This window comes from Paenibacillus sp. 1001270B_150601_E10 (genome assembly GCF_015558675.1).
In the GTDB taxonomy this organism is placed as follows: domain Bacteria; phylum Bacillota; class Bacilli; order Paenibacillales; family Paenibacillaceae; genus Paenibacillus_B.
On sequence record NZ_JADMOL010000002.1, the window covers coordinates 611371 to 623217 of the forward strand.

Here is an 11847-nt window from a genome sequence, read left to right on the forward strand (position 1 = left end):
ATGATGATTGATTATACTTCAATTCCAGTAACCGTGGTTAAAGGCGTGAGTGCTGCCAAGCAGCAGGAACTTCACGCCTTTGGCATTTCTTCAGTAGCCGATTTGCTATTATATTTCCCGTATCGTTATGAAGATTTCCATGTTCGCCAACTGAATGAAGTGAAGGATGGCGAGAAGATTACCGTCGAAGGACGTATTGTTAGTGCTCCTGTTGTCCAGCGATTTGGCAAGAAATCGAGGGTGACCGTTCGCTTAATGGTCGAGGAGTGGCTTGTCACGGCCACGTGGTTCAATCGCCCCTATATGCGCGAGCAGCTGACCCAAGGAAGAGATGTTGTCGTCACAGGTAAATGGGACCAGCGGCGCATGCAAATCACGGTCGCGACGTCTGAATTCCCTGATCGAGGGGCGATGCGCAAGGATACGCTGCAGCCCGTGTATTCGGTTGGCGGCAAGATCACGCAGAACTGGATGCGCAAGACGATTGCGCAGGCGCTTCAGCAGTTCTCAGAGATGATTCCGGAGGTGCTGCCTCAGGAGCTTGTTCGCAGGTATCGCCTGATGCCAAGGAAGCAAGCCATTGTTGCACTGCACACTCCTCAGGATGCGCAGGCCGGCAAGCAAGCCCGCAGGCGGATGGTCTATGAGGAATTGCTCTTATTCCAATTAAAATTACATGCTTTCCGTGCGCTGAATCGTGAGCGTGCAGATGGTGTTGCTCACTCGACCTCGAACGCTCAGGTTCGAGAATTTGTGCATTCTCTGCCATTTGAGCTTACAGATGGCCAAAAGGGGGCCGTTACCGATATTCTTGCGGACATGCGATCTCCATATTGTATGAATCGTCTGCTCCAAGGGGATGTGGGCTCTGGCAAGACCGTTGTCTCCGCTATTGCACTGTATGCTTCTGTTCGCTCCGGTTATCAAGGAGCTCTAATGGTACCGACAGAGATTTTAGCCGAGCAGCATATGCGATCCCTTTCCAAGCTGTTTGAGTCACACGGTATTCAGGTTGCTCTCCTGACAGGAAGTGTAACAGGCCGGAAGCGAAAAGATATTTTGGCTGGGCTGCAAATGGGGGCCATTGATATTATCGTGGGCACGCACGCATTGATTCAGGAAGACGTTTATTTCAAGCAGCTTGGGCTGGTCGTCACCGATGAACAGCATCGGTTCGGCGTCAATCAGCGCAGCATTCTCCGACGCAAGGGGATGAATCCAGACGTGCTGCTTATGACGGCGACGCCGATTCCAAGAACGCTCGCGATCACGGCATTTGGCGATATGGATGTAACAAGTATTAAGGATCGACCTGCGGGACGGAAGCCGATCAAAACCTATTGGGTGAAGCATGATATGCTGGACCGCGTCCTTGGCTTTATTCGTCGGGAAGTGGATCAAGGGCGCCAAGCTTATATGATCTGTCCGCTAATTGAGGAATCCGATAAGCTCGACGTACAGAATGCAATCGATGTCCATGTTCAGATGCAGCAGGCTTTCCCTGATCTGCGCATCGGTTTGCTTCATGGACGGATGACGCCTTCTGAGAAGGATGAGGCCATGCGTGCATTTAGCTCTGGTGATACCCATCTGCTCGTCTCAACGACCGTGATCGAGGTCGGAGTGGACGTGCCTAACTCCACGCTGATGATTATTATGGATGCCGAACGCTTCGGTCTATCTCAGCTCCACCAGCTGAGAGGGCGCGTTGGGCGGGGCGAGCATCAATCGTATTGCGTGCTCATTGCCGATCCGAAGTCTGAGGTAGGAAAAGAACGCATGCGCATTATGACGGAGACAGAGGATGGCTTCGAGCTGTCGCAGCGAGATCTTGAGCTTAGGGGCCCCGGGGATTTCTTCGGAACGAAGCAGAGTGGACTTCCTGAGTTCAAGCTTGCTGACATGGCGAGCGACTTTGCTGTGCTGGAGCAGGCAAGAGAGGACGCGGCCGACCTGATCGGGATGGAGAATTTCTGGACGACGGCGGAATATCGTCCGCTGCATGAGATGCTTAAGCAGGAGCAGCTCTTCCAAGGGGAGCTTCTCGATTAGTCGTGATATGGGCCAAGCCCTCCTGCATACAATGGTACAAACGAGGATGACTTGCGCTTCGGGTTGCATTCAGCATGTATACTGAATCACTTCGCAAGTCTACATTTGTACCGGGGGTGTGCTTGCGATGTCATATGTAAAGTATGGAATCAGTCCGCAGCTTGTTGAACGTGTAAAGACAAAGTTGCGTAACCCGACCACGAAGGAGAAAATCAAGCGTCTCGTTGACGGGGTTACCAAACATGATTTGCAGGATCGAGCGATTGTTCGCCGATTGATACGCCAGGCAGCAAAGGTTCTTCATGAGCCGTTAACGGATACGCAGGAAACGCAGCTGGTGCAGTTCGTCATCGCTCAGAAGATAGACCCTAATAACACGTTCCATCTGATTAAGCTGTGGGGAATGTTCCGTTAGCTTAATCAGAGCACAATCAAGCAGGCATAATAAGAAAGCGCGGTCGCTGTTCGAGTGAACAGTCCCGCGCTTTTTATGTTTGAATTAGGTTGAAGCAGCAATTGAGAATGTTTGAGCGTTTGAAGCGTCATTCCTTATGAGGTATTCGCTATGAACTGATGATATAAGTTTTATATGATATTGATACAGAGCATCGGCGTAGGCTCTAAAACAACACTGGCGGATCATCGATGGCTTCGATGCAACGAGGACTGTCATTCTGAACGCGACCAACCTCGGTGCTTACAGGATACATATCAAGCCAAGTATCTGGAGCAGGCTTGAGTAGTGCTTGAAGCTGAAGGATGTCTTTCTGATCCCGGTTAAGCCATTCATCAATGTGCTCTTCCTGAAGGAGTACGGGCATCCGGTCATGAATGGCTTCCATCTTGCGGTTCGGGGTTGTCGTAATGATAGTAAAGGTGCTTAGTCTAGTCCCATCTGTTCTTGTCCATGTATCATACAGCCCCGCCATATGAAAAAGCTTGTTCTGCCGCGGTACGATCCGCATCGGCTGCTTGATGTTTTTGTCTATTTTTTTCCATTCATAGAAGCTGTCTGCAGGGACAATGCAGCGCTTACGCTGAAATGGCTCTCTAAAGGCAGGCTTGTCTGTCAGCGTCTCAGCTCTTGCATTAATGGTACGGTAAGCCATCTTCTCATCCTTTGCCCAAGAGGGAACGAGACCCCAGCGAAGCGGACCCATTCTGCGCTTCTGTCCATCATGGATCAGGGCAGGCATGATCTGTCCCGGAGCTACGTTATAGCGGGGCTGATGAAAGGGGAGCGGGCTTTCCTCAAGCGAATAATAGATCAACAGCTCCTCCCAAGTGACGGTCAATGTATAACGGCCACACATTGCCTTTTTCCCTCCTTATGGCTCATGATTAGCTTGATTGTAGCATAAGCAATTACGATTGCCCAATTGGATAAAGGCAATGATCAATGATGGGACTTCACCTTTGAGCACAGAAATCCCCTTCTCTCGCTTGCTGCTAAAAGAGAAGGGGACGAACGGTGTTTACCATATTGACTTGCTCTATTACTTTATCTAGACTAGTACATCTCTGTAGGACGATTATCTTTGGGTATCTTTTCCAGTCTATCTAGTCTCTGATTGGTTTTCTAATCATTTGTTCAACTTATATAGAATGGGTAGTGGTTTATTGAATCGAGACACGGACGATATCTGCTGCAGGAATCCAAAGCTTCTCCTCCTCCTGCTGAATTCGAATCGCTCTTCGCTGCGGATCAATCTGGATAACGGTTCCTGCTATATGCCGATCCTCCACCTCATCGAACAAAGTAAGCACAACGGAAGTGTGCTCCTGCATCGACTGTGCAATAATCGCAGACAAATATTCCAGTTCCTGACTGTCGAGCTTGGGACGAGTCTTCTTCACGATGCGTTCTTGATGATGCAGATAAGCCTCCTTATGCTCAGGCAGCATCATGCGTGAAGACTCGAACAGCCCATTGCCTTCCAGCTTCTTGCTCATTTATAGTGACCTCCAATCTTCTGTGCACGATCCCGCGCTTGCCCTGAGGCTTGAAGGGAGGATGCTCTCATAATGGCGGCATTGCCATACTTCAGCTTAATCTGGTCTGCTGCCTTCTCTAGCGCCAGTTCCTTCTCGCGATCATGGAACAAATCGAGCTGCACCACCTGATCGCTGACGAGATCCGTTAAGGATACGCCGATGCTTCGAATCGGCGAGCCATTCCAATGCTTCATGAATAATGCCATCACGGTCTGATACACTTCGCTTGTCAAATTCGTAGGATCATCAAGCTTTTTCTGGCGATGAAAGCCAGTGCTCTTATTAAAGTCTGCTCCTCGGCAGCCGACGGAGACCACATAGCCCATAAAGCCTTTGCGGCGGGTGCGCTGGCATACGAGCTCTGTCAATTCAAGCAGTGGAACACGGATCTCTTCCAGCGTATAATAGTCATAAGGAAGCGTCATTTGATGGCCAATGCCCTTCTGGGTATTATGGGTGTTTGGCTTGACGGGGGAGTAATCCTTGCCGTTTGCGATCATCCACAGCACTTCGCCATTTACGCCCCACTTGGCTTTAAGCCGCGATAAAGGCGTCCCTGCCAGATCGCCGATGGTATGAATCCCCATGCGGGTTAAGTGCTTCGTCATGCGCGAACCTACCATGAACATCTGGTGAATCGGAAGCGGCCACAGCATCGTCTCGATCTGCTCTGAGGGAAGAGTCCAAATGCCAGAAGGCTTCTTCTTCGCATAGTTGTCGCAGGCCATCTTTGAGAGCACTTTATTCTCACTGATGCCGACACGTATATAAACGCCAGTATCCTTTAGAATCTTTCTTTGCAGATTCTGTGCAATCTCCTCGGGACTGCCAAAAAGCCCTAGGCTGCCAGTGACGTCAAGAAATTGCTCGTCAATGCTGTAAGGCTCTACAAGATCCGTATAGTTCTGCATAATCTCCGTAATTTGCAGAGAGACCCGAATGTATTCTTGCATGCGGGGACGAATGACGACAAGGTCAGGACACTTTCCTAGTGCTTCGCCAAGGCGCTCAGCAGTCGTAATGCCGTACTTCTTCGCTAAAGGGCAGGCTGCAAGGATAATACCGGATCTTCTTGCCGGATCTCCGGCCACCACAACGGGCTGATCGGCATACTCGGGATGAGCGGCCTTCTCGACGCTTGTATAGAAGGACTGGCAATCGGCCAGCATAATGACTCTCTTCTTTGAAAGAGCCGTGTTCTTCATAACTTTCCCCGCCATTCCATATTGAAATAAGCGCTTAATCGAGTATGAAGCTCAGCGCGAACAAGGCTCCACAGCATAGAGCACTTATGATGGTAGCCACGGCATAAATAATACGCCTCTACACCAAGCTCGGTTCGGCGCTCTTCATAAATCTTAAGCCCAAGCACACGCATTTGCTTGCGTATGCGTGCAAGATCCATCGTAATCTGATCTTGTGCATGTCGAAGAAGCATACAGTACAAGGCATTCATCTTAAGCGGCGTCTTCCCTAATATAGCCAAATCCCGTTCCAATGCATCAAGAAGGATCGGCAGCAATACGCATTCCTTAATGAGGTGAAGATCTTCCTCGGTCTCTAAGGGGGCTGCTCGCTTTGTCACAACAATCTCCTCGCTCCTTCGCAATAGTAACGCATAAATGGGCAAGCTAATCGCAATGCACGATATTCGAATATCCCTAATATACACGAACAAATGTTCTGTTATCAACAGGGAATTATTTCTCGCTTGGCTCCAAGTTCAAGTAGCGCTTCATTAAACTTGTTACTTCACTGCGAAGCAGACCGCGCAGCATATAGAAGGAATGCTCATATCCTTTGCAGGAATAATGGACGCGGATGCCATGAGGCTGCCGTTCCTGCTCATGAATATGAATATCCCGCTGTCTGAATTCGCGGCGCAGCTTGAGCGAAGATGCAGAGGCCTGCTGCTCGGCCTGCTCTAATGCAGCGAGATACAAGTGAGCCATCTTAAGCGAGGCTTGAGTCAGCCTCAGCATATCGCGCTTTAAGGTATCGATGACGAGCGAGTGAATAACATACTGCTTCACGAGCAGCGCGTCAGCTGCACGGGAAGCAGGTTCTGGTTGAAAGGTGACATGAGATGTCATCCCGTTCATCTCCTTCTCTAACATGACATACATAAGAAATTATAGGCAATACGAACTTATGTTCTTATTATATTCAATATACCGAACAAATATTCGTTTTTCAAGCAGGTAAAATAAAGAATGCTTTGGAAAATGGGCGCAGGGAAGGGGGATGATGGGGATGGTTAATTTTGGACGTTGTTTGAAGGGCGGCGAATACGCTAAGGTTAACAAGTAAGAAGACCAGCGGCTTATACATGGGATGAGGGACAAGCTTAAGCCCACTGGGAGATTGGGGGATATTCATGATTACGAATCTTACATTTGAACGAGTGTCTATGGAAGACACACAGGCCACCTATGAGTTTAAGGGGTTGAACGGGGATGAGCCGATCGTAGGGCTGTTTGAGGTCAATTTGCAGAAGTACATGGAATTGGAATCGGAAGGCAGTGATGAAGCCCTCCATCATGCATTGTATTGGCTGTCGCCTATTCAGAGCGATGCGCAGTACTGGGCAGGCATGAGGTTGTTTTTCCGCATTTATAAGCATTATTTAGAGCAAGGGGCATACATAGAGCGAGGATAAAAATCGAACCCATTAAAAGGAGTGAAGAGCTTGCAGATCACGCTTCATAAAGGTGAGGTTCTGTTTCATCAAGGAGATACAAGCGCTTATCTGTATCGCATTATAAGCGGACTATTTAAGGTTACGCATATCCACGAGAATGGCAACGTTGTCATGTTCAATATTTTATACCCGGGAGAGGTCGTGCCTCACCATTCGTTAATCTCACCGCAGGAATACCGAGGTACCGCTACGGCACTGACGGATTGTCAGGTGGAGCGCATCTTGGCAAAGGATTGGTACACGGAGCTGGATCAAAGCAAAGACAAGGCGCTTGACATCGCTCGTCTCTTGCAGGAGAAGGTTCGCTTTTTGCACCAGCGCATTGATTATATGGCTATTGGAACCCCTGCAGAACGGCTTAAGCTGTTCCAGGAGTGGCTGACGGGCTATGTTCCTTATGAGCATGTGACCGAGCTGCTTACGCAGGAGGAGATCGGGCAATTTATAGGCGTGCGCCGGGAAACGGTGAATCGGCTTCTGCGTCAGCAAGCCAAAGAGAAGAAGCAAGCATCGAAAAGTCTGTAATCCGTTAAGGATTGCAGACTTTTTTTGTCGGAAGTCCTCTGAACGCAATGGATCCTAATCGACATATTGTCTTTTTAGAAGAAGAGAAACGCCTGACACCTAGTTAAGGTTGCTTATAAAAGGGCCGGAAGAAGAACTGGTTGGTCCAAGAAAAGCTATGTTTAGAAAGTTCAAAAAGTGGTAACGAGAGCCATGAGCCCCATAGGTATAGGACAAGCCGAAAACAACATAGGTTGATAGCGTGGGCGTTTTATATGCTGTGAGGTTTCATGTGTATCCGTCATTTTATTTTGACGATTCAGAAAGGATGAAAGTCAGGTGCTGTCGGCAAGGTCCTTACGACGAAGAAGCAGGAGGTATGCAGAATGTCTGAAAATGATCAACCGCGAGTTCGGTCTGAAACCAAAGGCATAAAAGGACCCATTCAGGCTCCTGCCCAGGTCCCTCAGAATTATAATCAGGAGCGAAGCTATGTGCCGTTTCGCGGGCTGTATGATCCATGTCCGCCAAAAGGGCCCAAGACGTATGTGGTCCCCCCCAATCAATATATTACGTTTCAGCCTCCTAATTTGCCGCAATTTACGCCAGCCGAAGCTTTAGTATACGGGACCTTATGGCCTGCGCTCTTTAGTCCATATCGACCACAGCGGGGAGGTGGAGCCCAGTGAGTGACCATCCTTTTCGAACACCTGAATATCATGCAAAGCTAAGAGAGCTGCAAGAAGTGGATTTTGTACTCGTTGAGCTGAATCTATATCTGGATACCCATCCAAACGATCAGCAGGCGATTCAGCAGTTTAACCACTATGTAGGAGAGCGCATGAAGCTTGCGCATGCATTTCAGGAACAGTACGGCCCACTCATGAACTTTGGGCACTGGTATTCGGGAAGCCCGTTTACGTGGGCGGAGACACCATGGCCGTGGCAGATTTGACGGAAGGACAGAAGGAGTGATCAATCAGGTGTGCTAAGGAGGAATTTCTTTGTGGGTCTATGAGAAGAAGCTGCAGTATCCGGTTCGAGTAAGCAAATGCGATCCCCATATGGCAAAGCTGCTGTTGGAGCAGTATGGTGGTGCGGATGGAGAACTTGCAGCAGCTCTACGATACTTAAATCAACGGTATACGATTCCTGACAAGGTTATCGGATTACTTACCGATATCGGAACGGAAGAGTTCGCGCACCTCGAGATGATTGCTACGATGGTTTATAAGCTGACAAAGGATGCGACACCTGAGCAGCTTGAGCAGGCCGGGCTGGGAGCCAACTATGTGGCGCATGATAGCGCACTGTTCTACAGCAATGCAGCAGGCGTGCCGTGGACGGCTGCCTACATTCAGGCCAAGGGAGATCCGCTTGCCGATCTTTACGAGGATATCGCAGCAGAGGAGAAGGCGAGAGCCACCTATCAATGGCTCATTGATTTGACAGATGATGTGGATCTGCAGGATAGTCTGAAATTTTTACGCGAGCGTGAAATTGTGCATTCCTTGCGATTCCGTGAGGCGGTTGAAATTATTAAGGAGGACCGTGCGGCACGAAGAATTTTTTAATGCAGGACAGCTAGACTGAATAGGTGTGGGCGATTGATGCTAGAGGAGGATGAGGTCAGCCTTGTGAAAAGGGTGGCCTCTTTGGGCTGTTCAAGCGGTAAGCGCGGGTAGGGTGGATGATGGAGGAGGGAGTTTGCTATAATCTTGCTATTACACAGCGTGAATGAATACAAGATTCTAAGATAAGCTGTGCTTAAGGAATCAAGCAAAGAATCATATGAGCTGCTTAGGAGAAAGGAACGAGCTATGCCATTTACATTTGCGCATCCCGCGTATGCCCTGCCGATTCAGCGGTTGTCAAAGCGATACGTAAGCATGACGGGCATTATTCTAGGGAGCATGGCGCCAGACTTCGAGTATTTTATTGCGTTGGAGCCCTATCAGCATATCGGCCACACGCTAAAGGGACTGCTGCTTGAGGCGCTGCCGCTAAGCGTGCTGCTTGCCTTTTTATTTCACCGCATCGTGAAGCAAGAACTTGCTCATCATCTGCCTTCGATCTGGCAGCTGGATCAAAGAGCGGCCGCGTTAATGTCAAAGGATCGCTGGAGCCTTCGATCGCATCGCGAGTGGATTCGATTCCTGCTGTCTGTAGCCATTGGCTTCTACTCGCATGTCGCTATCGATGCTTTTACCCATGCTTCCGGTGCTGTCGTTGTGCGCTCAACATGGCTGCAAGGGAGTGTCTTCGGCATTCCGGTATATAAATACATGCAGCATGGACTGTCGCTGCTAGGGCTTGCTTTCCTAGGAATCTGGCTCCTTCATGTTCTGTCTCGCGTCCAAGTAGGGCATTATGGGAGAAAGGTCAGCCCTCAGCAAAAGTTTATGTACTGGGCCCTTGTGCTGCTTACAGCCATAATCGTTTGGGGGCTTAAGATGCTCTTAACCGAAAGTCATAATATAATAGGGATTACGGTCGTTGCCAGTATGTCAGGAGGCTTGCTGGGCACTCTGCTGGCATCATGGATGATGAAGAAGATAAAGACCCGATGAGGAGGAACAACAATCATGAAGACGGCTCCATCTTATGAGATTGCAGATGCAGCATTAGAAGATTTAGAGGCAATTGTAGCGATTTATAATTCGACCATTCCGGGCCGCATGGTGACCGCAGATGTGGAGCCTATAACGGTAGAAAGCAAGCGTCCATGGTTCGATGAGCATTCAGCTGACTTTAGGCCGCTCTGGGTTGTAAAGATTGACGGGAAGGTGGCTGCATGGCTGAGCTTCCAATCGTTCTACGGCCGTCCTGCCTATAATGGCACAGCAGAAATCAGCATTTATATCGGGGAAGCGCATCGTTCGCAAGGGCTAGGAAGCATTCTCATTACAGAAGCGCTTAAGGCTTGCCCTCGACTGGGCCTTGATCATCTAGTAGGCTTTGTCTTTGGTCATAATGTGCCGAGCCTGTCCCTTCTTAAAAAGCACGGCTTTGAGCAGTGGGGCCTGCTGCCAAAGGTGGCAAAGCTGGATGGCGTAGAGCGCGATCTGGTCATCGTAGGCCGCCGAATTGAGCCGGATGCAGGCTAAGCTTATGGGCGCGAAAAGAGCCGAGGACACTCGTATGAGAACCGGAGCTTGGCGGAGCGTGAGCAGGGCTTTCTTTTTGGCCTATACGCTCGGATTGCTGTACTTGATGCTGTTCGGATTCGGACGAGGAGCGGGAGCTGTCGGGGGCTATCGCTACAATCTTGTCCCTTTCCATGAAATATCCCGCTATATGAATGCGAGGCACTTTGGCACGATGTCATGGGCCATTAATATCCTTGGCAACATCGGTGTATTTATCCCTCTTGGGCTTCTTCCAGGGCTATGGGGCTGGAGCTATCGTAAGCTGATGAGCCGATTCCTATGCTTTATTTTCACAGTAGAGCTGGTTCAAATGCTGTCGAGGCGAGGAAGCTTCGATATCGACGACGTGATCCTGAATACTATTGGCGTAACCTTAGGCTTTATTATGTCCCGAATCATTCACGGCTGGTACAAGACCTTTACAACGATAGAAAACGACAGCATAAATGGATAAAAAATAAAAGATCATAATTGCAGCAAAGAAAGATCAGTCAACGTTTTGTCGTTTCTTTTGCAAAACTTTCTTATGCGTATTTGCGTACATGATGATGTACCCATATAACCTAAGAAGGGGATGTACATGAAGAAAGGATTCTTTGGTGTTTTGGTTGCCATTCTCATATTTAGCATGTCGCCGAGTACGAGTGCGGCAGAAATTCAAATTAAAGTGGACCGTGTTACGATCGTATCGGATGCGGAACCTGAAATTCGCAATGATCGCATGATGGTGCCTCTGCGCGTGATCAGTGAGAATTTAGGGGCTCAGGTCGACTGGTCCCATTCCAGAGTTACGCTGACTAAAGGCAATATGAAAATAGTATTAAACCTGAACAGCCCTATAGCAGAGAAGAATGGCGAAAAGGTATACCTTGATGCCAAACCATATATGAAAAATCATCGCATGATCGTTCCACTTCGCTTTATCGCAGAGACATTTGGTTGTAACGTCAATTACAGCAACTTAACGGTAACGATAGATACAAAGCCATTGGTTATCGATGGTGTGCGCGTGAAAGCATTGCAGTATGAGTACCATATGACGATGGGTGGCGTTGTACAGCAAGTAACAGGGAATGCGTACAACGAAAAGATTCATAACGTTATGTTGGAAAACAAGGGCAGGGAGGTCGAAGCTCCTGCCAGCTATTCATGGTCTATTAATCTTGATACTCCTGGGTCTTATTATAAAGCGGGACAATATGACTTTTTGGACGAAAAAGGAAACAGCGTAAAACGATACGATATCTATATGTTAGAGCGCGCATTTCCAGATGAATGGCTGTTAGGCTATCCAGACGTTTTGATTTATGACGCTTCTTCTGACCAATGGCATCTGTTTAGCGATCAGGCAAGACAAGCTATTGATGCCTTAATGGATAAGGCCGCGAAAAAAGGATTTCTCAAAATGGTCAGCAATACCGTTGCCTAAAGCAAACGGGCATGGGT

16 protein-coding genes are annotated in these 11847 nt (G+C 48.7%); 11 read left to right on the forward strand and 5 right to left on the reverse strand.

Annotated elements, in window-relative coordinates:
• Both recG and I2H74_RS07730 read left to right on the forward strand, forming a co-directional pair.
• A complete protein-coding gene (gene recG / locus I2H74_RS07725; protein ID WP_195572981.1) occupies window positions 1–2052 on the forward strand; it encodes an ATP-dependent DNA helicase RecG in 2052 nt (683 codons plus the stop codon).
• A gap of 127 nt (window positions 2053–2179) precedes the next feature.
• Entirely contained in the window at window positions 2180–2467 is a 288-nt protein-coding gene (locus I2H74_RS07730; protein WP_195572983.1) for a stage VI sporulation protein F, read from the forward strand.
• Between the two features lie 205 nt (window positions 2468–2672).
• Here the strand turns inward: I2H74_RS07730 and I2H74_RS07735 are convergent, their stop codons facing one another.
• From I2H74_RS07735 to I2H74_RS07755, 5 genes are all read right to left on the reverse strand, one after another.
• A complete protein-coding gene (locus I2H74_RS07735) occupies window positions 2673–3365 on the reverse strand; it encodes an SOS response-associated peptidase (RefSeq protein ID WP_195572985.1) in 693 nt (230 codons plus the stop codon).
• Between the two features lie 304 nt (window positions 3366–3669).
• Entirely contained in the window at window positions 3670–4005 is a 336-nt protein-coding gene (locus I2H74_RS07740) for a YolD-like family protein (RefSeq protein WP_195572987.1), read from the reverse strand.
• Window positions 4002–5252: a DNA polymerase IV gene (locus tag I2H74_RS07745; protein WP_229106447.1), complete on the reverse strand. Its 1251-nt coding sequence runs from the start codon at window positions 5250–5252 to the stop codon at window positions 4002–4004. Before I2H74_RS07745 ends, I2H74_RS07740 begins: the two co-directional genes overlap by 4 nt.
• Complete coding sequence (locus I2H74_RS07750) at window positions 5249–5632, reverse strand: hypothetical protein (protein WP_195572989.1); 384 nt, start codon at window positions 5630–5632, stop codon at window positions 5249–5251. The genes I2H74_RS07745 and I2H74_RS07750 overlap by 4 nt, the downstream gene beginning before the upstream one ends.
• A 115-nt stretch (window positions 5633–5747) precedes the next feature.
• Entirely contained in the window at window positions 5748–6140 is a 393-nt protein-coding gene (locus tag I2H74_RS07755) for a hypothetical protein (RefSeq protein WP_195572992.1), read from the reverse strand.
• Between the two features lie 284 nt (window positions 6141–6424).
• On the opposite strand from I2H74_RS07755, the gene I2H74_RS07760 reads away from it, so the two are divergent.
• The 9 genes from I2H74_RS07760 to I2H74_RS07800 all read left to right on the forward strand — a co-directional run bounded on the left by I2H74_RS07760 (window position 6425) and on the right by I2H74_RS07800 (window position 11830).
• On the forward strand, window positions 6425–6706 hold the full coding sequence (locus I2H74_RS07760) for a hypothetical protein (RefSeq protein ID WP_195572994.1): 282 nt from the start codon (window positions 6425–6427) through the stop codon (window positions 6704–6706).
• A gap of 36 nt (window positions 6707–6742) precedes the next feature.
• Complete coding sequence (locus tag I2H74_RS07765) at window positions 6743–7273, forward strand: Crp/Fnr family transcriptional regulator (protein ID WP_195573452.1); 531 nt, start codon at window positions 6743–6745, stop codon at window positions 7271–7273.
• A 422-nt stretch (window positions 7274–7695) separates the two neighbouring features.
• Window positions 7696–7941: a spore coat associated protein CotJA gene (locus I2H74_RS24545; RefSeq protein WP_324254033.1), complete on the forward strand. Its 246-nt coding sequence runs from the start codon at window positions 7696–7698 to the stop codon at window positions 7939–7941.
• Window positions 7938–8207: a spore coat protein CotJB gene (locus I2H74_RS07775; protein WP_195572998.1), complete on the forward strand. Its 270-nt coding sequence runs from the start codon at window positions 7938–7940 to the stop codon at window positions 8205–8207. The genes I2H74_RS24545 and I2H74_RS07775 overlap by 4 nt, the downstream gene beginning before the upstream one ends.
• 49 nt (window positions 8208–8256) lie before the next feature.
• The gene (locus I2H74_RS07780; protein ID WP_195573000.1) at window positions 8257–8826 is read left to right on the forward strand and encodes a manganese catalase family protein; all 570 of its coding nucleotides are present in this window, start codon (window positions 8257–8259) and stop codon (window positions 8824–8826) included.
• 246 nt (window positions 8827–9072) lie between these two features.
• Window positions 9073–9822 carry a DUF4184 family protein gene (locus I2H74_RS07785; protein ID WP_195573003.1) on the forward strand — a complete coding sequence of 250 codons (750 nt, stop codon included), beginning with the start codon at window positions 9073–9075 and terminating at the stop codon, window positions 9820–9822.
• A gap of 15 nt (window positions 9823–9837) precedes the next feature.
• Window positions 9838–10359 carry a GNAT family N-acetyltransferase gene (locus tag I2H74_RS07790; protein WP_195573005.1) on the forward strand — a complete coding sequence of 174 codons (522 nt, stop codon included), beginning with the start codon at window positions 9838–9840 and terminating at the stop codon, window positions 10357–10359.
• 4 nt (window positions 10360–10363) lie between these two features.
• Window positions 10364–10855, forward strand: coding sequence for a VanZ family protein (locus tag I2H74_RS07795; protein WP_195573008.1), 492 nt, complete (start codon window positions 10364–10366; stop codon window positions 10853–10855).
• Between the two features lie 126 nt (window positions 10856–10981).
• Window positions 10982–11830, forward strand: coding sequence for a copper amine oxidase N-terminal domain-containing protein (locus I2H74_RS07800; protein ID WP_195573010.1), 849 nt, complete (start codon window positions 10982–10984; stop codon window positions 11828–11830).
• The last annotated feature ends 17 nt before the right edge of the window (window positions 11831–11847 follow it).

What these genes read in the sequence shown, in the direction of transcription:
- recG (WP_195572981.1), top strand. Translation starts at nt 1, where the DNA reads ATGATGATTGATTATACTTCAATTCCAGTAACCGTGGTTAAAGGCGTG.
- I2H74_RS07730 (WP_195572983.1), top strand. Translation starts at nt 2,180, where the DNA reads ATGTCATATGTAAAGTATGGAATCAGTCCGCAGCTTGTTGAACGTGTA.
- I2H74_RS07735 (WP_195572985.1), bottom strand. Translation starts at nt 3,365, where the DNA reads ATGTGTGGCCGTTATACATTGACCGTCACTTGGGAGGAGCTGTTGATC.
- I2H74_RS07740 (WP_195572987.1), bottom strand. Translation starts at nt 4,005, where the DNA reads ATGAGCAAGAAGCTGGAAGGCAATGGGCTGTTCGAGTCTTCACGCATG.
- I2H74_RS07745 (WP_229106447.1), bottom strand. Translation starts at nt 5,252, where the DNA reads ATGAAGAACACGGCTCTTTCAAAGAAGAGAGTCATTATGCTGGCCGAT.
- I2H74_RS07755 (WP_195572992.1), bottom strand. Translation starts at nt 6,140, where the DNA reads ATGACATCTCATGTCACCTTTCAACCAGAACCTGCTTCCCGTGCAGCT.
- I2H74_RS07760 (WP_195572994.1), top strand. Translation starts at nt 6,425, where the DNA reads ATGATTACGAATCTTACATTTGAACGAGTGTCTATGGAAGACACACAG.
- I2H74_RS07785 (WP_195573003.1), top strand. Translation starts at nt 9,073, where the DNA reads ATGCCATTTACATTTGCGCATCCCGCGTATGCCCTGCCGATTCAGCGG.
- I2H74_RS07790 (WP_195573005.1), top strand. Translation starts at nt 9,838, where the DNA reads ATGAAGACGGCTCCATCTTATGAGATTGCAGATGCAGCATTAGAAGAT.
- I2H74_RS07795 (WP_195573008.1), top strand. Translation starts at nt 10,364, where the DNA reads ATGGGCGCGAAAAGAGCCGAGGACACTCGTATGAGAACCGGAGCTTGG.
- I2H74_RS07800 (WP_195573010.1), top strand. Translation starts at nt 10,982, where the DNA reads ATGAAGAAAGGATTCTTTGGTGTTTTGGTTGCCATTCTCATATTTAGC.